Origin of the sequence: Alicycliphilus denitrificans, from assembly GCF_044792555.1 — a bacterium.
Taxonomy (GTDB): Bacteria; Pseudomonadota; Gammaproteobacteria; order Burkholderiales; family Burkholderiaceae_C; genus Alicycliphilus; species Alicycliphilus denitrificans_A.
Genome location: NZ_CP126238.1, coordinates 781,065 through 805,562 on the forward strand (window position 1 = coordinate 781,065; position 24,498 = coordinate 805,562).

The 24,498-nt window shown below is 54.7% G+C and carries 20 protein-coding genes; 15 read left to right on the forward strand and 5 right to left on the reverse strand.

The features are described from left to right. The first annotated feature begins 18 nt into the window (after nucleotides 1–18). The 15 genes from P7644_RS03675 (at nucleotide 19) to P7644_RS03745 (ending at nucleotide 19,648) form a co-directional block, all read left to right on the forward strand. A complete protein-coding gene (locus P7644_RS03675; protein WP_404301652.1) occupies nucleotides 19–885 on the forward strand; it encodes an XrtA system polysaccharide deacetylase in 867 nt (288 codons plus the stop codon). After that, nucleotides 878–1,933 carry a FemAB family XrtA/PEP-CTERM system-associated protein gene (locus tag P7644_RS03680; protein WP_404301653.1) on the forward strand — a complete coding sequence of 352 codons (1,056 nt, stop codon included), beginning with the start codon at nucleotides 878–880 and terminating at the stop codon, nucleotides 1,931–1,933. Before P7644_RS03675 ends, P7644_RS03680 begins: the two co-directional genes overlap by 8 nt. A gap of 14 nt (nucleotides 1,934–1,947) precedes the next feature. Next, nucleotides 1,948–3,189 carry a TIGR03087 family PEP-CTERM/XrtA system glycosyltransferase gene (locus P7644_RS03685; protein ID WP_404301654.1) on the forward strand — a complete coding sequence of 414 codons (1,242 nt, stop codon included), beginning with the start codon at nucleotides 1,948–1,950 and terminating at the stop codon, nucleotides 3,187–3,189. Beyond that, nucleotides 3,182–4,771, forward strand: coding sequence for an exosortase A (gene xrtA, locus P7644_RS03690; RefSeq protein ID WP_404301655.1), 1,590 nt, complete (start codon nucleotides 3,182–3,184; stop codon nucleotides 4,769–4,771). Before P7644_RS03685 ends, xrtA begins: the two co-directional genes overlap by 8 nt. Before the next feature lie 2 nt (nucleotides 4,772–4,773). Beyond that, a complete protein-coding gene (locus tag P7644_RS03695; RefSeq protein ID WP_404301656.1) occupies nucleotides 4,774–6,684 on the forward strand; it encodes an XrtA/PEP-CTERM system amidotransferase in 1,911 nt (636 codons plus the stop codon). After that, a complete protein-coding gene (locus P7644_RS03700; protein ID WP_404301657.1) occupies nucleotides 6,677–7,831 on the forward strand; it encodes a TIGR03088 family PEP-CTERM/XrtA system glycosyltransferase in 1,155 nt (384 codons plus the stop codon). The genes P7644_RS03695 and P7644_RS03700 overlap by 8 nt, the downstream gene beginning before the upstream one ends. 49 nt (nucleotides 7,832–7,880) lie before the next feature. Then, nucleotides 7,881–8,987, forward strand: a complete 1,107-nt coding sequence (locus P7644_RS03705; protein ID WP_404301658.1) for a glycosyltransferase family 4 protein — start codon at nucleotides 7,881–7,883, stop codon at nucleotides 8,985–8,987. Continuing rightward, nucleotides 8,984–10,198: a glycosyltransferase family 4 protein gene (locus P7644_RS03710; protein WP_404301659.1), complete on the forward strand. Its 1,215-nt coding sequence runs from the start codon at nucleotides 8,984–8,986 to the stop codon at nucleotides 10,196–10,198. The genes P7644_RS03705 and P7644_RS03710 overlap by 4 nt, the downstream gene beginning before the upstream one ends. Nucleotides 10,199–10,594: 396 nt before the next feature. Then, on the forward strand, nucleotides 10,595–11,926 hold the full coding sequence (locus P7644_RS03715) for a putative O-glycosylation ligase, exosortase A system-associated (RefSeq protein ID WP_404301660.1): 1,332 nt from the start codon (nucleotides 10,595–10,597) through the stop codon (nucleotides 11,924–11,926). Between the two features lie 437 nt (nucleotides 11,927–12,363). Then, the gene (wecB, locus tag P7644_RS03720; RefSeq protein ID WP_404301661.1) at nucleotides 12,364–13,500 is read left to right on the forward strand and encodes a non-hydrolyzing UDP-N-acetylglucosamine 2-epimerase; all 1,137 of its coding nucleotides are present in this window, start codon (nucleotides 12,364–12,366) and stop codon (nucleotides 13,498–13,500) included. An 8-nt stretch (nucleotides 13,501–13,508) separates the two neighbouring features. Continuing rightward, entirely contained in the window at nucleotides 13,509–14,729 is a 1,221-nt protein-coding gene (gene wecC / locus P7644_RS03725; RefSeq protein ID WP_404301662.1) for a UDP-N-acetyl-D-mannosamine dehydrogenase, read from the forward strand. After that, complete coding sequence (locus P7644_RS03730) at nucleotides 14,689–15,012, forward strand: hypothetical protein (protein ID WP_404301663.1); 324 nt, start codon at nucleotides 14,689–14,691, stop codon at nucleotides 15,010–15,012. Before wecC ends, P7644_RS03730 begins: the two co-directional genes overlap by 41 nt. Before the next feature lie 200 nt (nucleotides 15,013–15,212). Beyond that, a complete protein-coding gene (locus tag P7644_RS03735; protein ID WP_404301664.1) occupies nucleotides 15,213–17,450 on the forward strand; it encodes a polysaccharide deacetylase family protein in 2,238 nt (745 codons plus the stop codon). Nucleotides 17,451–17,584: 134 nt separating this feature from the next. Then, on the forward strand, nucleotides 17,585–18,871 hold the full coding sequence (locus P7644_RS03740) for a methyltransferase domain-containing protein (RefSeq protein ID WP_404301665.1): 1,287 nt from the start codon (nucleotides 17,585–17,587) through the stop codon (nucleotides 18,869–18,871). A 3-nt stretch (nucleotides 18,872–18,874) separates the two neighbouring features. Beyond that, a complete protein-coding gene (locus P7644_RS03745) occupies nucleotides 18,875–19,648 on the forward strand; it encodes a sugar phosphate nucleotidyltransferase (protein WP_404301666.1) in 774 nt (257 codons plus the stop codon). A gap of 222 nt (nucleotides 19,649–19,870) precedes the next feature. Here the strand turns inward: P7644_RS03745 and P7644_RS03750 are convergent, their stop codons facing one another. The 5 genes from P7644_RS03750 to P7644_RS03770 form a co-directional block, all read right to left on the reverse strand. Then, complete coding sequence (locus P7644_RS03750) at nucleotides 19,871–20,587, reverse strand: phosphatidylserine decarboxylase (protein ID WP_404301667.1); 717 nt, start codon at nucleotides 20,585–20,587, stop codon at nucleotides 19,871–19,873. 118 nt (nucleotides 20,588–20,705) lie between these two features. After that, on the reverse strand, nucleotides 20,706–21,848 hold the full coding sequence (locus tag P7644_RS03755) for a hypothetical protein (RefSeq protein WP_404301668.1): 1,143 nt from the start codon (nucleotides 21,846–21,848) through the stop codon (nucleotides 20,706–20,708). After that, a complete protein-coding gene (locus tag P7644_RS03760) occupies nucleotides 21,841–22,485 on the reverse strand; it encodes a PIG-L deacetylase family protein (RefSeq protein WP_404301669.1) in 645 nt (214 codons plus the stop codon). The genes P7644_RS03755 and P7644_RS03760 overlap by 8 nt, the downstream gene beginning before the upstream one ends. Beyond that, on the reverse strand, nucleotides 22,482–23,426 hold the full coding sequence (locus tag P7644_RS03765) for a glycosyltransferase family 2 protein (protein ID WP_404301670.1): 945 nt from the start codon (nucleotides 23,424–23,426) through the stop codon (nucleotides 22,482–22,484). Before P7644_RS03765 ends, P7644_RS03760 begins: the two co-directional genes overlap by 4 nt. 16 nt (nucleotides 23,427–23,442) lie before the next feature. After that, complete coding sequence (locus tag P7644_RS03770) at nucleotides 23,443–24,474, reverse strand: NAD-dependent epimerase/dehydratase family protein (RefSeq protein ID WP_404301671.1); 1,032 nt, start codon at nucleotides 24,472–24,474, stop codon at nucleotides 23,443–23,445. Nucleotides 24,475–24,498 lie beyond the last annotated feature (24 nt).

Below are 24,498 nucleotides of genomic sequence, written 5' to 3' on the forward strand. Positions count from 1 at the left end.
AGTGTGGAATCGACTGTCATGCGCAATAAATTACTGATTACAAATGCGTTAACCATAGACGTCGAGGATTATTTTCAGGTGTCGGCATTCGCTCCTTACATTGAGCGCAGCAAATGGGATTTGCATGAATGCCGGGTGGAGCGTAATGTTGAGCGCATTCTTGAATTGCTGGCTGATTGTAATACTCAGGCTACTTTTTTCACGTTGGGATGGGTTGCTGAAAGATATCCGGATTTGGTGCGGCGCATAGTCGAGGGTGGACATGAGCTTGCCAGCCACGGATATGGCCATGAGCGTGTAAGCGATTTATCGGAGCTGGAATTTTTCAATGATATCTACCGGGCAAAGGCCTTGCTTGAAGATATTTCTGGCATGCGAGTTCAAGGATACCGCGCCCCTAGTTTTTCCATAGGATATGGAAACCTATGGGCTCTCGATACACTGCAGCGTGCCGGCTATCGCTACAGTTCCAGTATTTATCCTATCCGGCATGATCATTATGGTATGCCGGATGCTCCGCGGTTTGCTCATCAAATACGAGATGGACTCATGGAGGTGCCGCCAACAACGGTGCGCGTATTTAATCGTAATTTGCCATCCAGTGGAGGGGGGTATTTCCGTTTGTTCCCCTATTTTTTATCGCGTTGGATGTTGCGCCAAGTGAATGGTCGGGATAAATCGCCCGCGGTATTTTATTTTCATCCTTGGGAAATTGACGTTGGGCAACCGCGGGTGCAAGGAATTGGGTTTAAAACTAGATTTAGACACTACGTGAATATAGGCGGCATGGAGAAACGGCTTGGGTGCCTGCTGCGGGATTTTTGCTGGGGCCGTATGGATCATATTTTTTTAGGCCAGAAGACGCAAAAGGTGCCACTTGTCTGAAGTTGCTGAAGCGCTATCTATTCAAAGGCTCGATCGGCACAATACCATTGATGCAGAGCGATGGGATGCATTTGTGCTGGCTTGCCCGCAGGCTACTTTCTTCCATCGTTCTGGATGGCAGACACTGCTTGAGGAGGTTTTTCTTCATGACACCTATTTTCTTTATGCCGAGGCGTGTGGTGTTATCCGGGGTGTCTTGCCATTGGGTCATGTCAAGAGTCGCCTGTTTGGCAACGCACTTAGTAGCCTGCCTTTTTCAGTGTATGGAGGTGTGGCAGCAGTTGATGAGGAGGCGGCCGTAGTTCTGGAGCGGGAGGCGCAGTATCTGGCACAGCGTTTGGGTGTAGATCATTTGGAATTGCGCAATGTGCAGCGTCGCCATGCTGACTGGCCTTTGCAAGATCTCTACGTGACTTTTCGCAAGCCTATCGAGCCCACAGAGGAAGGCAACCTGCAGGCCATTCCTCGCAAACAGCGCGCCATGGTGCGCAAGGGTCTCAAGAATGGTCTGACGTCGCATATCGACGATACGCCTGACCGTTTTTTTGCGTTATATGCAGACAATGTGCATCGTCATGGCACTCCTGCACTTTCCAAGGTCTATTTTAATAGTTTGCGCCGCATTTTTGGGTCTGACTGCGAAATACTTACTGTTTGCACTCAGGATGGTCGCTCTGTCAGCAGTGTCTTGAGTTTTTATTTTCGCGATGAAGTGTTGCCCTATTACGCAGGTGACGCCGAAGAAGCGCGAGAGCTCGCGGCCAATGATTTCAAGTATTGGGAACTCATGCGCCGAGCCTGCGTGCGTGGCCTGAAAGTATTTGACTATGGACGAAGCAAGCAGAACACGGGTTCATATGCCTTCAAGAAAAATTGGGGATTCGAGCCTACGCCGCTGCACTATGAGTACCAGTTGTACGGTGCCAGCGGCGTCCCACAAAACAACCCCGCAAATGCCAAGTACCGCCTATTAATCGCCGCTTGGCGGCGCATGCCAATCCAGTTGGCCAATTGGCTGGGGCCCAAGATCGTGCGCAACCTTGGATGAGTCTCTTCTAAATCATGGCCGCCGTGAGCAATATCCTCTATCTGGTGCACAGACTGCCGTATCCACCTAACAAGGGTGACAAGGTGCGCTCATACCATTTGCTGCGTCACCTGCAAAAAAACCATCGTGTGTTTCTTGGCACCTTTATCGATGACCCTGATGATGAGCAGCATCTGTCGGCACTACAAGCCCTGTGTGGTGACCTGCATGTGGAGCGTATCGACGTGCGTAGCGCCAAACTCAAGAGTCTGAGTGGTCTTCTGACGGGGGAAGCACTCACACTCGCCTACTATCGCAATGCCGGTATGCAGCGATGGGTGGCGCAGATCGCAGCGACGCACAGCTTGCAGGCGTGCGTGGTCTTTTCCTCGGCCATGGCGCAGTATGCACAACCGCTCCTGCGTCGGGTTCCGATGTTGGTGGATTTCGTCGATGTGGACTCGGCCAAATGGACGCAATATGCCTCCGTGCATCGCTGGCCCCTGTCCATGCTTTACCGTCGTGAGGGCCTGCGCCTGCTTGCTTATGAGCGTGCCATGGCAGCGCAGGCGCGATGTTCGTATTTCGTCACGCCGAACGAGACAGCCTTGTTTGTATCGCAGGCTCCTGAGTGTGAGGGGCGTGTCCAAGCCATGGGTAATGGTGTGGATTCTGATTTCTTTAAGCCAGACTTCGAGTTGTCGCGCCCCTTCGAGACGGTTGAACAGGCCATAGTGTTCACCGGTGCGATGGATTATTGGCCCAATATTGATGGGGTGAGTTGGTTTGTGGTGGAGATGCTGCCGCGTTTGATTGCACGTTTTCCCCGGGCGCGGTTCTACATCGTGGGCCGCAGCCCTTCGCCACAAGTTCGAGCCATGGCGGGAGCGCATGTGGTTGTCACCGGAACCGTACCCGATGTGCGTCCCTACTTGCAGCACGCGAGTGCTGTGGTTGCGCCGCTGCGCGTGGCGCGTGGCATTCAGAACAAGATTTTAGAGGCCATGGCGATGCAACAACCAGTGGTCACCGTTAGCAGCTGTGCCGATGCGATTGGCGCTACGGCGGAGCAGGGGTTGTTGCGCGCAGATACGCCTGACGAATTCGTCCAAGCTTTGCAGCCACTACTAGAGTCGTCACACAACGCAGCCGCGCTTGGCCGACAGGCTCGTCGCTACGTGGAGCAGGAATGCAGTTGGCAGGCACATCTTAGCGGTATCGATAGTTGCCTGAATAGAGCGCGAGCCATGCATCGGCAAGAGGCCGGCCATGTATGACACCGCACGAGCCCCTGTTAACTGGCGCATGCCGCTGGCCTTTTTGGGGTTTCTGCTGCTGGCCATCCTGGTGCTCTACGCGCAGACTGCCTCCGACATGGTGGCAATTTGGTCGCGCTCCAACGCGTACTCTCACGGCTTTGTGGTGCCGTTCATCACGCTGTGGTTGATCTGGCGCATTCGCCATACGCTGGCTGCGCTGCAGCCCCGACCATCAAGCTCGGTTTGGCTACTAATGCTCGGGGCGGCGAGCCTGTGGTTAGCAGGCGATCTGGTCGCTGTCAATGCAGCGACTCAGTTTGCGTTGGTGACGCTACTCGTGCTATCGGTACCCGCATTGCTGGGCTGGCAGGTTGCGGCGACCATGGCATTTCCGCTCGGATTCCTGTTTTTTTCTGTTCCCATCGGCGACTTCATGACTCCGCATTTGATGGAGTGGACTGCTGACTTTACTGTTATGGCTCTACGTTTGAGCGGTATTCCGGTGTACCGCGAGGGTCAGCAGTTCGTCATTCCATCGGGCTCTTGGTCAGTGGTGGAGGCTTGCAGCGGTATACGTTACATGATGGCCTCTGTCACTGTGGGCGCTCTGTTTGCTTACCTGAGCTATCGTAGTTTCATACGGCGATTGCTCTTCATCTGCGTGGCCATCCTTGTGCCTTTGGTGGCTAACTGGCTGCGTGCTTACCTTGTCGTCATGATCGCCCATATCTCTGGCAATGAGATAGGTATCGGCTTCGACCACATCGTTGCGGGGTGGGTGTTTTTTGGGTTGGTCATTTTTGCGATGCTTTTCATCGGTGCACGATGGTCTGAAGAATGGATGCCTGAACCAGCTCCTGCGGAGGCGAGTTCAAGTAGCGATGGAAAGTCATTGAAACTCGATGGGGGGTATTCCAGCCTCCTGGCTACTGCAGTGGCGCTGGTCATCGTCATCTCTCCATATCCGGTTTTGCATGTGCTTGCGATGGGCGGCAACACCGTACCTGTGAATCTTGCCGTGCCCCAATTGCAACCAGGGTGGCAAATAGCAGCCTTGTTGCCTGGAAACTGGGAACCGGTAGTTCAATTTCCCTCTGCCGTCGCTCATACCGGCTATCTTGGTCCACAAGGGCAGGTGGTTGGGATGCACCTGAGCTACTATCGCCAGCAGGATTACCAGCGTAAGCTAGTAAGCTCTGGAAACAGGTTGATCAAAAGCGATGACGAGCATTGGGCTCAGTTACCGGGCAACCGAGAGGGCGTCACCGTGGCCGGACAGCCGTTGAGCGTGGCTACCGTCACGTTGCGCCAGCAAGGAGCGGGTCTGTCATCCATCAGTCAACGTTTGCAGGTTTGGCGATGGTATTGGGTCAACGACCGCTTCACTTCCAGCGATGCGATGGCGAAAATCTTGGGGGCTCTGAGCCGGCTCACCGGACGAGGCGATGACGGCGCCATTGTGGTTCTCTACACTCCGCTCAACTCTCAGTTGCTCGAAGCTGAAGCGCGAGCGTCAGCCACAGCGGTGTTGCGTGACTTTTTGCAGGCCCATGGCGGTGCGCTGGAAGCCGCGCTGCGGCAAACGCGCGGGCGCGACTGATCATGTGTGGCATCTCCGGCATTTTCGATACGCAGGGCACAAGAGCCATTTCACGTGAGCTGATTTCACGCATCAACGACGCCCAGGCTCACCGTGGCCCCGATGAGAACGATGTGCACCTGGAGCCCGGCCTGGCGCTGGGTCATAGACGCCTGTCCGTGATCGACCTGGCAGCAGGCCAGCAGCCCTTGTTCAACGACAAGGGTGCGGTGGGTATAGTTTTCAATGGTGAGATCTACAACTACCGCGACCTGACGGTCGAACTCCAGGAGTTGGGCTACCACTTCAGGACGCGCAGCGACACCGAAGTCATCGTGCATGCTTGGTCGGCCTGGGGTGAGGCCTGTGTGCATCGGTTGCGAGGTATGTTCGCCTTCGCGCTGTGGGATCGCAATCGTCAAACCCTGTTTCTTGCTCGCGATCGTATGGGTGTCAAGCCTATGCACTACGCCTGGCTGCCGGACCGCAGTTTTATATTTGGCTCCGAGCTCAAGGTTTTGACTGCGCATCCAGGCTTTAAGCGTGACATTGATCCGCTGGCGGTGGAAGAGTATTTCACGTTGGGCTATGTCGCAGATCCGCGCTGCATCTATCGCAATGCCCATAAGCTGCCTGCGGGCCACACGCTCACGCTGCGCCGCGGCGCAGCGGGCCAGCCGGCGCCGCGGCGCTACTGGGATGTGCGCTTCACTAATGACAATACCATCACACTGCAAGATGCGCAGGCCGAGCTGCGTGACCGCGTGCGCGAGTCGGTACGCCTGCGCATGATTGCCGACGTGCCGTTGGGCGCCTTTCTGTCTGGCGGTGTGGACTCTAGTGCCGTGGTGGCCACCATGGCGTGCCTGTCTAGCACGCCGGTGCACACCTGCTCGATAGGCTTTGACGATCCTCGATTCGACGAATCAAACTATGCTCTGCTGGTGGCCGACCGCTATCGTACGGACCATAGGCTTGATGTTGTCAACAGTGATGACTTTGATCTGATCGATACGCTGGCCTGGCTCTATGACGAGCCCTTTGCCGACAGCTCGGCCATTCCCACCTACCGTGTCTGTCAGATGGCGAGAAAGTACGTCACCGTGGCTCTGTCTGGTGATGGAGGGGATGAGAGTCTCGGCGGTTATCGGCGTTACCGCATGCATCTCGGCGAGGAGGCTGTGCGTGGGCGCCTGCCGCTGGCCCTGCGTCGAGGCATGTTTGGTCCGCTGGGGCGATGGTATCCCAAAGCCGATTGGGCGCCGCGTTCGCTACGTGCCAAGACAACCCTCCAGGCCCTGGCCATGGACAGCGTACAGGCTTATTGCCACAGCATGTCCCAGTTGCGTGACGACGAACGCCGGATGCTGTTCTCGCACGCTTTCCAAAGCAGTCTGGGGGGCTATGTTGCGCTCGAGGTGTTTCGCCAGCATGGCGCGCAGGCCCAGACCGAGGATCCCTTGGCCCTGATCCAGTACCTGGACTACAAGACCTGGCTGGTGAGCGACATCAACACCAAGGTCGATCGTGCCAGTATGGCCCACTCCCTGGAGGTGCGCGAGCCGCTCATGGATCACCTACTGGTGGAGTGGCTGGCTACGCTGCCGAGCGACTTCAAGATCCGCGCAGGCCAGTCCAAGGCCATCTTCAAGCAGGCCTATGAACCTCTGCTGCCGCACGACGTGCTGTATCGATCGAAGATGGGCTTCTCGGTACCGCTGGCGACTTGGCTGCGCGGCCCCCTGAAAGATCGTGTGCGCTTGGCCCTGCTGGGAGAGCGTATGCGTGATTGCGGGTACTTCAACCCCATGGCCGTGCAGCGTTTGATTGACGAGCACAACAGTGGTTTGCGCGACCATGCTACTGTGCTGTGGATGTTGCTCATGTTTGAGGCCTTCCTGCGCCTGAACGATGGGGTAGCCTCCTATGGCTGAGTTGGGCCGCGTGCGCGTCATGCATGTGGTGCACAGCTTCGGCGTGGGCGGGCTGGAGAACGTCATCGTGCAACTCATCAATCGCCTGCCACCCACTCGCTTCGAGCACGTGGTGCTGGCACTGACGACCGTTAGCGATTTCCACCGGCGTATCGTTCGCCCCGACGTGCGCTTCATCGAACTGCACAAGTCACCAGGCCATGCCGTGCCCTTGTATCCGCGACTATATCGTTTGTTGCGCGAACTGCGGCCGGACGTGCTGCACACCTGCAACCTCGCCGCGCTGGAGATAGTGCCCCTGGCGTGGTTGGCATGCGTACCGCTGCGTGTGCATGCTGAGCATGGCTGGGATGCACATGACCCTCAGGGCCGCAACCCGCGCTACCAGCGCCTGCGCCGCCTGTACAGGCCCTTCGTGAGTCACTACGTGGCCGTTTCGCGCGATCTGGATGACTACCTTGGCCGTGCCGTGGGTGTGCCAGCCCGGCGGCGAAGCCTCGTCGCTAACGGCGTGGACACCGATACTTTCGCGCCGGTGCATGGCGTGCCTGGCACGGTGCCAGGCTGCCCCTTTGAACCTGGAAAGCATTGGTTGGTGGGCACGGTGGGCCGCATGCAGACCGTGAAAAACCAACCCCTGCTGGCGCATGCCTTCGTGTGCGCCTTGCAGAGCTATCCTGCCATGCGCGATACCGCGCGCCTGGTCATCGTGGGCGAAGGCCCACTGCGCGTCGATGTTGAGCGCGTGCTGGCCGATGCTGGCATGACCGAACTGGCCTGGTTGCCAGGCGTACGCGATGACGTGGCCGATGTGCTGCGCTTGCTCAACCTGTTCGTCCTGCCTTCGCAGGCCGAGGGCACGTCGTGCACGCTGCAGGAGGCTATGGCCAGCGGTCTACCCGTGGTGGCCACAGCCGTAGGTGGCACGCCTGACCTTGTGCAGGAGGGTATTACCGGACACCTAGTGCCGCAGGACGACGCGCAGGCATTGGTCGATGCCATGGTGCGCGCCTTCAATGAGCGCGACGTTTGCGCTAGCCAGGGCCAGGCGGGGCGGGAGCACGCCTTGCGCCACTTTGCCATCAGCACCATGGTGCGGCAGTATCAACAACTGTTCGATCCGCTGGCGGGCCGGGGTTCCTCCTGATATGCGCATTCTTTACCACCACCGTACCGCCTCGAAAGACGGCCAAGCTGTGCACATCGAAGAAATGATTGATGCCATGCGCGCCCTGGGGCATGAGGTGAAGGTGGTCGCACCACTGGTGAACCAGGGGGCGGGCCGCATGGGCGGGGGCGTGGACTGGGTACACCGCCTCAAGGCCATGCTGCCCAAGGCCGTCTACGAACTCATGGAACTGGCTTACAGCGTGGTGGCCTACCGCAATCTCATGGCCGCTGCGCATGACTTCAAGCCCGACGTGATCTATGAGCGCTACAACCTGTTCCTGCTGGCTGGCCTCATGGCCAAGCGTAGCCTGGGGGTGCCCCTGTTGCTGGAGGTCAACGCACCGTTGGTTTTCGAACGATCGCAGCACAGTGGCGGCCTGGCTTTGACATCCTTGGCGCGGTGGGCCGAAGGCCGGGCCTGGCAGGGGGCCGACGCAGTACTTCCGGTCACGGTCGTGCTGGCCGGATATGTTCGGGCCTATGGCGTGCCGCCTGAGCGCATCCACGTCATTCCTAACGGCATCAACCGCGCACACTTTGCCAATGCCCCCAGCACCGCCAAAGCAAAGGCCGCTTTAGGTTTGCAGGGCCGGGTGGTGCTCGGCTTCACCGGTTTTGTACGTGACTGGCACGGCGTGGATCGCATCGTCGACTGGATGGGCAGCCCTGGGGCTCCCAAGAATACTCATCTGCTGGTGGTGGGCGACGGCCCGGTGCGCGCCGAGCTCGAAGCACAGGCGCGCCATCTTGGGCTGGCAGAGCGCGTTACCTTTACCGGTGTGATTCACCGCGACCGAGTGCCAGCCCAAGTGGCCGCCTTCGATATCGCCCTGCAGCCTGCGGTCACACCCTACGCCTCCCCTCTCAAGCTTATGGAGTACCTGGTGCTGGGCAAGGCTGTGATCGCCCCGGCTACCCCCAACCTGCAGGAAGTGCTCTGCGACGGGGTCAATGCCCTGCTATTTGATGAAACCCAGGCGGGCTCCCTGGAAGACGCGCTGAGTCGCCTGTGCAGTGACGGTGCTTTGCGCGAGCGCTTGGCCCAGGGTGCGACCGACACCATCGACCGCCTAGAGCTGACCTGGCTGGGCAATGCGCGCAAGGTACTTCGTTTGATGGGAGTGTCGGCATGAAGGTCTTGCTTTTTTCCAGCCTTTACCCCAGCGCGGCACGGCCCATCCACGGTATCTTCGTGGAAACACGGCTGCGTGAACTGCTTAAGACGGGCGAGGTGCAGGCCAAGGTGGTGGCGCCCGTGCCGTGGTTTCCTTTCAAGGCCACGCGCTTTGGTGAATACGCGTTGTTCGCGGCCACGCCATATGTGGAACAGCGCAACGGTGTGGAGGTGCATCATCCACGCTACCTGCTGTTGCCGAAGGTGGGCATGCATCTGGCCCCTTATGCCATGGCGCTGGGTGCCTTGCCCGCCATTCGTCGGCTGCAGCGCCAGGGTTTCGACTTCGATCTCATTGACGCCCACTACTATTACCCCGACGGGGTGGCTGCCGCGTTGCTCGCCAAGTGGCTGGGTAGACCCTTTGTGGTGACTGCGCGCGGAACCGACCTCAATCTCATCCCGCAGTACCCGTTTCCGCGCAGGCTGATCCTGCAGGCTGCTGAACAGGCCAGTGCCTCGATTGGCGTGTGCCAGGCGCTCATGGATACCTTGGGCGATCTGGGTGCTGACCGCACCAAGCTCAACACCTTACGCAACGGCGTGGATCTGGAGCGATTTGAGCCTGAAGACCGCTCTGAAGCGCGTCAGCGCCTGGGTTTGCCTGTGCAGGGGCACTACTTGTTGTCGGTCGGGCACTTGATTGAGCGCAAGGGCCACCACATTGCTATCGAAGCCCTGCCTTACTTGCCTGGCGTGACACTGCTGATTGCTGGTGCTGGCCCGGATGAGGGTACCCTGAAAAATCTGGCCAGGCGTCTGGGGGTGGCCGAGCGCGTGCGCTGGGCGGGCGTGGTTTCCCAAGCCGAACTCAAGTGGTGGTACAGCGCGGCTGACGCGCTGACCTTGTGCAGCAGCCGTGAGGGCTGGGCCAATGTGCTGTTGGAGGCCATGGCCTGCGGCACACCAGTGGTAGCGACCGACATCTGGGGCACGCCCGAGGTCGTGAGTACCCCCGCAGCCGGTGTGCTCATGGCCCGCCGCGACGCCCAGGCCCTGGCCGCGGCCTGGGGGCGGCTGCACAGCCAACTGCCTGTGCGAGAGGCAACACGAGCTCATGCCGAGGTGTTCTCCTGGGACGCGACTACCCAGGGGCAGTTGCAGCTGTTCAAGAAGGTTGTCGATGCTTGGGCATGCAAGCGGTGTGTATTTCGTGGCGATACGACTTGACTCATGAGTCGGCCTTGATGGCATGCAGCGCTTTGAGCGGGTGATGGCCAGTGGGCAATTCGAGGATGTGGCGTGCAAAGCGACCGGGTCAACCACAAGATGCAAGAGACAGAATTGATGATCTACTGGCATAGGACGAGGCGGTGTCTCGCCTGTCCGCAACCGATATCGATTTGAAGATTGCCAATAGTTGTATTTCGGCCTATTGAGCATGAACGTAGGGAGGCGGAATTGGAAGCGTTGATTTTGCTGATCGACATGGGCGTTATGTTCTATCTATGCTGGCGACTATTTCGTAGCAAGGACAGTCAGGATGTCGACCTGGGCTTTCTGCGCTATGAAAAAACGGATCCTCCGCGCTGATTTGCTGCTCTACCCCACTACGCACACACCGATATGCGTGATCTGGCTTTTGCGCTGATGTTGCTCGCTGTGTTCCCCTTGGCGTTAGCGCGGCCTTTTAATGCCTACCTTTTGTGGGGCTGGACCGGAATGCTGGCGCCCACCACATATTTCTATGGTTTCATGGTGGGGGCTCGGGTCAATTTCGTGTGCGCCATACTCACCTTGGCGTTGCTCTTGCTGGGGCGTGTGCCATGGCGCAATTACCAATACAACACCGTGACCTGGCTCTATCTGTTGTTGGCGATCCATGCCACGTTGGCGTTCTGGTTTGGATATGCCGGCAACCCTGACAACGCACAGTACTACGAGATTCTGCTAAAGGGCCTGCTGTTCTCCATGATCATGCCCTTCTTCGTGCGCGAGCGTGTGCATTTTCACGCCATGTTTATCGTTATTGCTCTAGGGCTGGGGGTTCATGGCGTGCTCAATGGAGCCAAAACTTTGCTGTCCTTGGGTGGGCATCGCATGCTGGGGCCCGAGGGGACGATGCTGACCGACCGTAACCATCTCTCTACCGTTTTGGCCTTGATTCTGCCAATACTCCTGTATTTGCATACCTATGCCGCTCACCGCGTGATCCGTCTTGGCTACCTAGGTGCCTTCTGCGTAGTGGTGCTAGCTATTCTTGGCGGTGGCTCGCGTGCAGGCTTCATTGCGGTTTCGGTGGTTGGCTTATGGCTCATCTTGACCACCCGACGCAAAGGGCTGGCGTTTCTTCTCGTGACAGCAGCAGTGTTGAGTTTTTTGGCTTTCGCGCCTGCAGATATTACCGAGCGTATGTCCACCATCAAAGAGGCGGAAGAAGATAGATCCTTTATGGGGCGGGTATATGCCTGGAGGGTCAGTTCAGCCATCGCCTTGGCCAATCCGGTCTTTGGCGGGGGGTTTCATGCGGTGCAGGTTCAGGATATCTGGGATAGCTTCAAATCCTCCCCGGGGCTGCTAGGTTTCATGAACTTGCCTGTTCCTGAGTTTGCGGCCAAGGCTGCACACAGCATCTATTTTGAAGTGATGGGTGATCTGGGTTTTGTAGGTCTTGGGATTTTTTTATTCATTCTTCTGCGGTCACTGAGGAGCCGGCAGGTGATTAAGCGCGCTACGGCCCAGCTTGGCTTGCCATACCAATGGGCGAGTGATATGGCCGACATGCTCATGCTGGCGGTGTTGGCTTATATGGTGGGTGGCGCGTCGGTCAGTGTGGGCTACCTTGAAGTGATCTATATGGTCGTCATGCTTATGGAGCTGCTGCGTCAGCATGTGGCGCGAGCCCTGGATGGCCCCATACGCAAAATATCGGCATCAGATGTTGGAGGGAAGGCGTGATCTCGAGGCTGGTGCTGCAATTTTTACCCAAAGACAAGCTGTTTCACATAAGGTTGCGCAGCAATGCGACCTGACGCCTCCCGCACTTCACATCATGGGCCAAGCGTGATTGGCACAAGTGCTATCAATTGATGCGCAATTTACTGACCGAGCCGTTGCAGATGCCGGAGACGGCACTGTGAGTGGGGGTGGGTGCAAAAAATGATCCCAGGCAGTTCTACTTTGCGATGCTACTGGTGGTTGAGTTGAGTGAGTGGCTTGACCATCAGAGTTCCATTGATCGAGTTCGGAGCGCGTGTTCAAACGAGTGGACTCGTCTCTTTTGAAGTGACTGCCTGAGACCTTTGGTACTGCCTTGGGATATTGGGAGGTCAAGGGTGCCGCTGATGGCGAGTAGGGATGAAGTGGCTCAGATAGTCAGAGAAGGAATCCATTCGATGAAAGTGATGCTTGTTTTTGGCACACGCCCCGAAGCGATAAAACTCGCGCCGTTAGTGAAGTCGCTGCAGGCGTGCGCACCTGCCTTGGAAACCGTAGTGTGCGTGACTGCTCAGCACAGGGAGATGCTTGACCAAGTGCTCCAATTGTTCGATATCGTTCCTGAACACGATTTGAACATCATGAAGCCGGGGCAAGATCTGTTCGACATCACATGCGGGATTCTTGCCGGGCTCAAGCCTGTACTGCAGGCCGAGAGACCGGATCTGGTTTTGGTTCATGGTGATACGACAACGACATTGGCGGCCAGCTTAGCGGCTTACTATGCGGGGGTTCCGGTGGGACATGTGGAAGCCGGTCTTCGTACCGGCAACAAACATGCACCGTTCCCCGAAGAGATCAATCGTCAGCTTACGGGCGCTATCGCCGACTTGCACTTTGCACCCACCGACGCAGCACGTGCCAATTTGCTGCGCGAAGGGGTCAGTCAGGAATGTATCCACGTCACCGGAAATACGGTTATCGATGCGCTACTGTCTGTGGTGGAGCAGCTGCAGCATAACGAATCCTTGCGTACTGAACTTGAGCAAAGGTTCGCGTTTCTTGATGCAGGCAAGCGCCTGATCCTGGTGACTGGTCATCGTCGAGAGAGCTTTGGCGAAGGGTTTGAGCAAATCTGCCAGGCATTGGTCGACATTGCAGCCAGTGAGCCCAGTGTTGAAGTGCTTTATCCAGTACACCTGAACCCTAATGTGCGCGAGCCGGTTACCAAGATTCTGGCAGCTCGGCACTTGAGCAATGTGCATTTGATCGACCCGGTGGACTACTTGCCATTTGTCTATCTTATGCACCGCTCCTTCCTCATCATCACCGACAGCGGAGGGGTGCAGGAGGAGGCCCCCTCACTGGGAAAGCCTGTTTTGGTGATGCGCGACATCACCGAACGTCCCGAGGCTGTAGCCGCTGGTACGGTGATGCTGGTAGGCACTTTGCGTGACCGTATCGTCAAGCAAACATTGCACTTGCTACACGATTCATTGGCGTACGCAACCATGTCGCAGGCGTACAACCCCTATGGCGATGGCAAGGCCGTCGGGCGTATCGTTAAGGCCATATTGGAATATGAGAAAAAGTGAGGGGATTCATGGCACGTATCACGCAGAAAATCATTGTCATCGGTCTGGGATACATTGGCCTGCCGACTGCGTCCATGCTTGCCACCAAAGGGCATCAGGTGCTTGGTGTGGATGTCAACGAGAGGTCTGTGCAAACCATCAACTCGGGCCACATTCCGATTGTTGAGCCAGACCTGGATATCCTCGTACGTTCGGCCGTCAACAGTGGGAACTTGAAGGCCTCATTGGAGCCGGAGGAGGGCGATACCTTCATCATCGCTGTTCCGACGCCGTTCATGGCGGTGGATGGCGACACCAAGGTGCCAGATCTGTCGTATGTTGAGGCAGCAACCCGGGCCATCGGGCCTTACCTGCGACAAGGCAACCTGGTGATCCTTGAGTCTACGTCGCCGGTTGGTACCACCGAGCGGGTTTACCGCATCATTGTCGAAATCCGGCCTGAGCTTGAGGGCCAGATCCATGTGGCGCACTGTCCGGAGCGCGTTTTGCCGGGACACACTCTGCGCGAGTTGGTGGACAACGATCGAATCATAGGAGGTCTTACCAAGACAGCCAACGAGCAGGCTAGTGCACTTTACAAAAGTTTTTGCAATGGTGCCATCCTGCTGACGGATAGCAGAACGGCAGAACTTTCCAAACTGGTAGAAAACTCATACCGGGACGTCAACATTGCCTTTGCGAATGAGATTTCCGTGATCTGTGATCACTTGGACATCAATGTTTGGGAGACCATCGCGCTGGCTAACTGCCATCCACGTGTGAATATTCTGCAGCCTGGACCCGGCGTGGGTGGCCATTGCATCGCTGTGGATCCGTGGTTCATTGTGTCCTCTGCGCCACAACACGCGCGCTTGATTCGTACCGCTCGTCAAGTTAATGATGATAAGCCGCATTGGGTTATTGAGAAGGTCAAGGCCAAGGCAGCACGCTTTAAGTTGCCAGTCATAGGCTGCCTGGGCTTAACCTTCAAGTCCAATATCGATGATCTCAGAGAGTCTCCAGCACTGGACATTGTGCGTGAGCTTCGGCGCCAGGACGTTGGGAAGATCCTCGCGTGCGACCCCAATGTGCAATCAAGCAAATTGGAGTTTGCATTGAATCCGCTCAAGCAGGTGCTCAAGGAAGCTGACATCCTGGTGCTTCTGGTAGATCACCGGGAGTTTAAGGAAATCGATCTGGACTTGATCCGTGAAAAAGTTGTCATTGATACGCGAGGCGCTTTGCGCTGAAATTCCAATGAATACTTTTCACCATTACAGCTCATCTGACTGCGATGGTCAGAATATTCATATCGACAAAATGTACGCCGCCTTGCGGGTATTGGTGTATGAGATGCGAGTCCTGGCAGCTGCACTCTGGCTGCCATCCTGCGCGCAATGGCAGATGGCTGCTAAAAGTGGATGGGTAGACCGATCATCCGGCCGGGAGCGGCGCAGTTCGGCGGATTGGCGCGTAGCTCGCTACATGGCAATTTTCACTTTTTTGATTTTGTGTCCGGCAGATGGGGGTTGACACATCTTGGCGGATGAAATTCTCATCTTTGGTATTGGTTTGTTTTTTATGGAGTGATATTGGCATATTTTTGTCTGCCGGTGTGTGATGAATTATTCATGAGAATAGTAGTCGTAAGATGACTCCTAGTCGTTACGTTCGAAGCGCCGTGCACTGGCAATCGGGGGCTTGACATAGTTCAATGGAACTGAAAGAAGATAATGTGGCATCCCTGCTTAAAATTACTATCAAATGGAAAGTTGACTGTACTTTCATTTGATAAGGTGCCAGTTCAGGCGAGCCCGTTTGTACGCGCAGAGTTCGATCTGCATGAGTTTGAGAAAACCCTGAAAAAAATCACGGATTTTTTTTGCATCATGCCGTTGATCGAGGCAGTTCGTTCACTTCGATCTGGTAATTTGCCAGCAAGGGTGGCCTGCTTCACTTTTGATGGAGGGTATGCAGACTGGCGGTGCGGGGTGATACCGGTGCTAGAAAAAAAAGCAATCCATGCTACATTTTTTGTTGCAACTGGACAATTTTCTGGACGACCGATGTGGAGTGAACGGATTTTGCATGTTGTCAAAAATGCACCTGCTGAACTGCAGGATGTCGTTCTGTCTGATCCTTCTGCTCCCCGTTTTGGTTTCGGCGACCTCAATGCAAGAAGGAGGGCATTGACTCTTTTAAGCCACTTTTTTAAACACCAGGGACTGGAGCATCGGGAGGCTCTTCTGGAGGAGCTTGAAGGGTTGGCGGGAGTTTTTATAAATGATGTCCCTTGCATGTCTATTGACGACTTGCGCGCCATTCATGCCAAGGGATTTGATATCGGAGCGAACTCGGTGAATTTGCCCATTCTTAGGTGTTGCTCCCTTGATCAGGCACGACGTGAGATTGGAGAATGCAGAGAGCATCTCGAATCACTGATTGGGCATCGTATTGCAGCCTTTTCCTATCCGAACGGCATACCCGGTGAAGATTTTGAAGCGAAGCACGTGCAGCTTGTCCAGCAGTGTGGATATGAGTTGGCATTAACTCGTGGTGGTGGGGCTGCGAACGGCAGGAGTTCATTATTTCAGATGCCGAGATTTACTCCGCATAAATCGAATTTGTTTTCATCAGGTATTCAATTTGGGTTGAACTTGGTGAAGAAAATAAGTCAAGTGATTGAGCCAGTAGGCGGAGAGCGCCGGGTACTCATGGTGGCGTTCCATTTCCCGCCTCAGTCGGGCAGCAGTGGCATTCTGCGCACGCTGAATTTCGTGAAGCATCTGCCGTCGCATCAATGGCATCCAGTGGTTTTAACGGCATCATCCTGTGCATACGAAGAGCAGCGAAATGATTTGATCGCTTCCGTACCGTCGAGTACTCCCATATTGCGTGCCTTTGCGCTGGATGCTGCGCGGCACTTGTCCATTGCCAAGAGGTACCTCGGAGTGTTTGCGCTCCCTGATCGCTGGTCGACATGGTGGTTTATGGCGGTGTTTGCTGGTATGAAGGCTGTCAAAGAGTATCGACCTGCAGCGATTTGGAGCACATATCCGATACCTAGTGCCCACATGATTGCCGCGACGATCAGCAGTTTTGCTGGTTTGCCGTGGGTAGCTGATTTTCGTGATCCCATGGTATCAGCCAATGTCCCACCGGCCGGTATGCGTCGCAAAGTTTGGCGCAGACTGGAGGCGCATGTCTTGCGTAGCGCAGCAGCCTGCATTTTTACGACACAACGTGCTGCCCAGGAATATGCTGAACGCTATCCAGAAGAGGCGCACAAGTGTCAGGTAATTGCGAATGGATACGACGAAGCGGTCTTCTCTGGGGTGAAGCCTGCACGCTCTGGAATTGATAGACAAACTCTCTTCATGCTGCATAGTGGTTTGATTTATCCGAGGGATCGCGATCCATCCACTTTTTTTGCTGCAATACAAAGCCTCATCAATGATGGAAGCTTAGATCGGGACCATTTGCATATCCGTTTCAGGGCACCCAAGCATGGGGAAGAGGTCGCCGATTCAGCTGCTAGGTATGGTCTGAGCGACGTGGTTGATATTGCTCCCCCTATCTCTTATGAAGAGGCAATTGCCGAAATGTTGGGTGCAAATCTGTTAATAGTATTCCAGGGGCCCAACTTCAATGCGCAGATTCCCGCAAAGATTTACGAATATCTCCGTGCTCAATCCCCGTTGTTGGCTGTGCTCGACCCCGCCGGGGATACTGCTGCGCAGCTGAGATCATTTGACGGTGTATTCATGGGGGATATTAGGAGTAGCCAGGATGTGAGGCGTGCTTTATTAGAATGGCTGATGGAACTAAAGATGCATGGAAACCATATAACACCTCGATCCCTTGAGGGAGTTCGGTCTTTTTCTAGGGAGGCACAGGCAGAACGCTTGTGTCAACTACTTGAGGCGTATACGCAACCCATATGCGGCGAAGATTGCAAATACGGTGCCTAGATATGATGGCTGTAGTCTAAAGCTCAGGCCGCCAATTTGAATTAATCATGGGTTGCATTCAATCGTGTAGGGGTGCTACGGCTGATTTTAATTTAGAGATTTTATCAAAGATTTAAATTGATCGGGGAGCTTTCATGAATAGCATTAATGCGTTTCGTGTTCCATCGTTTGCTTGCCGCCATTGCGGTGCAGTGGTTACTCAGCTATTTGCGGATTTGGGGATGACGCCACTTTGCCAAACTCAGATTTCTCCGCAGCACTTTGATAAGCCTGAGCGATATTTCCCGCTGCAGGCTTATGTGTGCACACAGTGCTGGTTGGTGCAGTTACGTGACTGTATTAGTTCGACCGACGTATTCACCGACGATTACCCTTACTTTTCTTCTTACTCGCCAAGCTGGGTTCAGCATGCGAAGTCCTACGTGGATCAGATGGTACGTCAACTCAGTTTGTCGGCCGCCAGCTTGGTTGTGGAGTTGGCGAGTAACGATGGCTACCTACTCCAATATTTCTCTCCACATGGAGTTTCAGTATTGGGCGTTGAGCCATCACGCAGCGTTGCAGAGGCCGCCCAGCGCAAGGGCATTCGTACGGAAATCTGCTTTTTTGGACAGAATACGGCTCGTCATTTGCGTGAGCGCTACGGTATTGCGGATTTAGTAGTGGGAAACAACGTGCTGGCCCATGTTCCCGATATCAATGACTTTCTGGCTGGTGTGAAGGAGATGCTGAAGCCTAACGGGACGGTGACCTTCGAATTTCCTCATCTGCTCAATCTGATTCGACTCAATCAGTTCGATACTATTTATCACGAACATTTTTCTTATCTTTCACTGCATGCTGTTAATTCACTCTTTCGCACTGCGGGACTAGAACTGTATGACGTTCAAGAACTCAGTACGCATGGTGGATCATTGCGGGTGTTTGGTCAGCATGCAGGAGGGGTATGCAGAATTCGCCCGGCAGTGAATGAATTAATTGAGAAAGAGCGTGTCACAGGCATGCTCGATATAGCCGTTTACGCAAATTTTGCCGAACAAGCGCGAGCAAGCAAGCGAGATATTCTGAGTTTTCTGATTGATGCGCGTCGTCGCGGTAAGCGTGTTGCAGGTTATGGAGCGCCGGGTAAGGGTAATACGTTATTAAATTTTTGCGGCATTGGTGTCGATCTGATGGATTTTACGGTCGATGCTAACCCAGTTAAGCAGCATACATTTACGCCGGGCAGCCGTATACCAATATTTCCGCCAGAACACATACGCGCCATGAAGCCAGACTATGTCTTTATATTGCCATGGAATCTCAAGGAGGAAATTATGCTGCAGACGGCATACATACGGGACTGGGGTGGGCAATGGGTTACTCCTATACCTCGGCCACAGGTTTGGGATAAGGTGGCATCATCCAGTCAAGGTAGGTGAGTCATGAAAGTCGTATTATTTTGTGGTGGTATGGGAACTCGGATGCGGGAGTTTTCCGAGACTATTCCAAAGCCATTGGTGCATGTTGGGCATCGTCCTATCATCTGGCACCTCATGCGGCATTTTGCATATTTTGGACATAAGGATTTCATCTTGTGCTTGGGATACAAGGGTGAAATGATTCAGGATTTTTTTGTTAATTACAAGCCACATGTGGGCGAAGATTTCCGGTTAGAGCATGGTGTTCCAAAGCTTCGCTTAAATGTAACCGATGTTCATGATTGGAATATTGATTTCGTTGATACGGGGTTGAGGCGTAACATAGGTGAAAGATTGGTTGCCGTGCGGCATCTTCTCCAGGATGATGAAATGTTCTTGGCGAATTATTCTGATCAGTTATGTGATATTGATCTTGATGAGTATATAAAACTGGCAAAGGAACGGGGGAAAATTGCAAGTTTCGTCTCGGTGCGTCCCGCTGGAAGCTACCACACTGTTGAGACAGAGCAGGATGGCACGGTCCGGTATATTGGCCCATGGGGCAATGCGGAATTGTGGATCAATGGCGGTTATATGGTGTTTCGGCGGCAAATTTTTGATTATATCAAGCCAGGTGATGAATTGGTTGAGGCTCCTTTTCAGCGCCTCATTGAACAAAGGCAGTTATTTTCATATCATTATAATGGTTTCTGGAAGGCGATGGATACCTACAAGGACAAACTTTCCTTTGACGAGGCGTATGAAAGTGGTCGTAGGCCTTGGGAGTTATGGGTTTAAGCGTGATATTTTGATTGTTTCACGAGGGTAGTTTGTTTTAGCTAAACTTGAAAATGGCAGATAGTCCCATGGCGCCTATGGACAGGGCGCTCAGAAGAAGTACTTTCCAGCCTATTTTGCTAATGCGCCAGACAAGGTCGGTTCCAAGAATTAGTAAGGTCAAAAAAATCAATGCATAAATACTGGTCCAGGCCAGTCGATTGTTATCTATGAAAAATTGCATCATAATTTTTTCTTTGGATTTTTCAGGATAATTGTTTCACCCGCAACGACGCGTTGACCCTCCTTGGCTTCAAAAGCGTAGTCCTCATCGACTTCGATCACGCAGGTGCTTCCGAAAAGCATGCGACCTATCCGTTGTCCTTTTTCTAGGTGACTGCCGACTGGGTGGAAGAACTCAATACGTCGTGATAGGTAGCTTGTGATAAAGCGGATACGTGCTAATCCATAGTCGGTTTGCACTTCCATGTAGCGTTGCTTTGGCGAACGTTTGCCACGAAGAAAATAATATGGCTCATCGCGCAGCGGATCAGATCGATCGCTGTCGATGATGTCGCCGTGCTCAATGTAGCCTGTAATGATTCCGGGGAATGGTATGCGCCCCACATGGACATCCCAGACATTAAGTGAAATGACTAGAAAATTACGCCTGTCGCGAGTGAGCTTGGCCAGCACGGTTCCGTCGACCGCTGCAATCCAGTCATCACCTGGTGGTATGCGGCGTTCTGGGTCACGCATGAAAAATCGTAAAAATCCTGGGTCTGGTGATCCATCCTCTACCCATTTCCAGAGTTGCTCTACAGGCCAGCGTTTCATCGGAGGTAGAAATGGGGCCACCGCCCGTGATGGAAATGGGAAGCGAAGTGCATAGTCGATCAGGAAAAAAAGGCAAACTACAATAATTGTCAATTGGATCAGTAGCACCCAATCAAAACTCATGGTTTGTCTCCTTAATTATTAATAACCAACAGCTGTAGAAATATTTTATTTTTTGGCATATGAGCCATATATGAGCCATATATGAGCCATATGAGGGGTGAGCGCTTTTCTTAATTGGCTATGGGTGAGCGCTAATCCTGGTCCACAGTAAACGTCCATAATGCATCAGCCCTGGGAGTGGGTCGCTTATTCGAAAATAAGCATCCGTTGGGATGCAGTTTCTTGTGTGATCGATGTTGGGCGGGGCCATTTGCCGTGAATAGCGGGCGGCTGGATAATCAATCCAACTGCGAGATCTGGAGTAAGGTTTTTCGGAGGGGACGTCGTACTGCATCATGTCCAAGTAGGCCGCATACAGCCAATCCGAGCCATTGAGTGCCGCAATTTCGTGCTGGTAGTCAGTACGATACACCGTAGGTTCGATCAGATAGAAAGCGCCGTCACGTGCATCGCGCTTGTACTCGATGCCAATTAGCCCGCGGAAATCCATGCTGCCCAGAAAGCGCTGGCTGATGAGTGTTAGTTCGGCATGATGCTCTGGCGCTGCAATGCAGGCTGCTGTGCCGCCAACAGCAGGCGGCCAGCACAAAGTTTTACGGCCCACGAAACTGCGTAATAGCTTTCCCGACCTGCCGATATAAAGAAGATTGAAATAAATATCAGAATCTTCGCCCTCAATCCATTCTTGGATGATCATCGGCACGGGAATTTCTCGCATTTGCTCGAGTAGCTTCCGAAGCTCTGAATGGCTGTCGATCCGGTAGGCTTTACTGAAGCGCAGCGAGTAGGCGTCGTTGCGCAGCGCGGGCTTGAGCACGCAAGGCAGCCTCAGGGTATTCAGGCGTTCGTGGTCCGTGTCTGCCGTGACAGTGATCGTCTTAGGTGCGGGAGCACCATGTTTTGTGGCCAGTTGATCGCACTCGGTCTTGCTGAGCAAACGATGCGCCAGATCGGGACGGAAGAGATAGGTGCGGAAGCAGGTATTCCATCGGTCAGCTTGTACGGTGATTGCGGACACATCGTTTTCTTCTGTTAGGAAAAGTGCGCACTGGCCGTTTCGCACCCCAAGCTTGGATACAAGATGCGATGGCTCGGGCAGGCCGCCAGACTTGAGTGTTTGGAGCGCATGTCGGGAGTGCAGGGCGGGCCCATGACCCTCATGTGACACTACGGCACAGCGAACGCCGTGGGCGGCAAGCGCACGAACGACGCCCAGTGCGTTGAGCCCACCGCCCAGAATGATCGCGTTAAGCTCAGCCATCGAGTACCACCTTGCGTGCCAGAAAGGCTTCCGCGCAACCCGACTCGGCACGGCATTCGATGCCCCTCATGTGCATCAATCCCGAGAACACCGCTTCACGAAACCAGCCCTTGGATCGCTGAGATTCGAAATGGAACATCAGGTGCTGCAGTTTGTGATCGGCATTTTTTCGGGATAGCGGGACATAAATATTTGGGCGCCCCAAATCTCCCTCATACTTTGGAATTTCATATTCAAGGAGCAATTGGTCACGCCAGATCTGCCACGTCATTTCGGCAATCAGCCGGTGGTCCTGATGACGGTCATCCAGCGTGTGCGTGAGAACAATGTCCGGAGTGAACCGCTCCCGAATCGACGTGAGGAAGAACTTGATCTCGCTGAACTGTGCCGGGAAATACCCGTCTTTGAAATTTCCCAAAATGACATATGAGAGTGCATCGCCCAGCAAGGCGTGGGCGCTATTTTTGGCCTCGGTGGCACGCAATTCATCGGTACTCACCACCACCCAGCAGACCTGCAGCGCAGGATGGCGCTCGCGCCATTGCAGCAGGGTGGCGGCGCAACCTATCTCTATGTCGTCGCTGTGGGCGCCTATGCAGAGAACGCGGGGCGCCGATGGTGCAAAGAGGGAAATCATGGGATCGGAGCTTGTTTGCTTGATGTACGCCAGCGCCCAAGTTGGAGCGACTGTAAAACAGAGGCTATGCAGGCAGGAATATCGCTGAGCAGACGACGGCGCTCCCAAAAACACATTTTTGCGATATAGCGATACGCCTGACGCTTGTCGGCTGCGGCGACTGGTGTTTGGTGGATGGCCCTCAACCATCCCAGGAACAGGTGCCATGCTGGCAGCAGGGCGCGCATGTCCGGGGATGGGTAGTGATGCCTGAGATCGTCTTCCTTGGTCATCAGGATCGTTGCGGTTCGGGGGTCCATCCTGCGCAGGAACACCGCTTCCGGCACCTGGGCCATCTTGCCTTGCAGGCAAAGGCAACTCATCATCACGATGTCGGCTTGCATGTAATGCTCTATGACTGGACGGCGAGTCCGGAGTGCCTTCAACCGAATCAGGCCATTCATAGCATTGTTCAGTTTGATAGTTTCGATCATTTGCTGGAAACGTCGCCCTGGCGAGTCGTTCAGGACTGCAAAGTCTTGTGTGTAAAGCTGGGATTCATCTGGATGAGTTTCAAACAGGCGGGTGCTGGGTGCGGCCAGAACCACATCCGGATGCGTGTCGAGGAAAATGACGCAGTGCGTAAGAAAATCTGGTGAGCACAGATCGCTGCACGTGGACCACTTGAAATATTCCCCACGTGCAGCATCGACCACGGCGCTGAAGTTGCCGTTGGCGCCGATATTGCAGCTCTGCTCTATCAGTCGGATGCGGGTGTCTCGCTGACAGTAGGATTTGATGATGCGAACGCTGTCGTCGGTGGAGGCGTTGTCGGAAATCACCAGTTCAAAGTCGCCAAAGCTTTGTTCGAGCAGGCTATCCAGCGACTGGGCAATCGTCTGCGCACCGTTATATACCGGCATACCAATGGTGACGCGTGGGTTAGCGGCTTGATTGGTCATAGCATCTCTCCGGCGGTTAGATCCAGAACAGGTCTTCATTGACCTGATGCGTGCGTTGCAGGTACTGCAATTGCTTGAGCCGGGTGAAGGAGCGCCATGCATATATTTCTTTTGAAAAATCAATGCGCTTGAAAAGGTGAGCCAGTTCCACAGCTCCGTTGCGCGCCGTCCAGCGGGCCTTGAAGCCCGGAAGGTGCCCAGCAATTTTGTCGAACGACACACGATAGCTGCGGTTATCCGCACTCGGTGGCCCAGATGACACTTCGCAGCCTGGAAAGGCATCGGCCACTATGGCAGCGATTTCACGGACACGGTAGTTTTCGCTGTTGGCACCGACGTTGAATACCTCACCGTTGACCGCATCAGCAGGTGCCTCCACGGCGCAGATCATGGCCTGGCAAATGTCCTCAATGTGGACGATGGGCCGCCAGGGGCTGCCATCACTGGTCATGGCAATTCGTCCTTGGGTGCAGGCAAGGGCGCAAAGGTCATTAAGCACAATGTCAAAGCGCATACGCGGCGAGGGGCCATAGGCCGTGGCGTTGCGCAGGAACACTACAGAGAAATCGGCGCTGGCCATCGGACGTACATCGCGCTCCACGTTGACCTTGCAATGCGCATACGCCGTTTGCGGATTGACCGCCGCGTTTTCATCCAGAAACTCACCACTGCCTGCCCCATAGACACTGCAGGACGAGGCATATACAAAACGCCGTACGCCGGCCGCACGGGCCGCACGTGCGATATTGACCGAGCCTTCATGGTTGATCTTGTAGGTAATCTCGGGACGGTTCTGGCCCAAAGGGTCGTTTGACAACTCTGCCAGGTGGATCACCGCGTCAAATCCCTGCAGGTCACTCTCCGATACCTGTCGCAGATCCTTGTACACCGTCCGCGGTGCCTGCGGCATGTCTATGGTGTCTATGTAGAGCGTGCCGTCCTTGTAGAAACCAGTGTCGAGGCCCACCACCTCATGTCCGCGTGCCATGAGGATTGGCGCCAGGCGCGCACCAATATAGCCCTCGGTTCCAGTGAGCAGAATTTTCATGTTTGTTTCCTCCAGGGTTTCAGG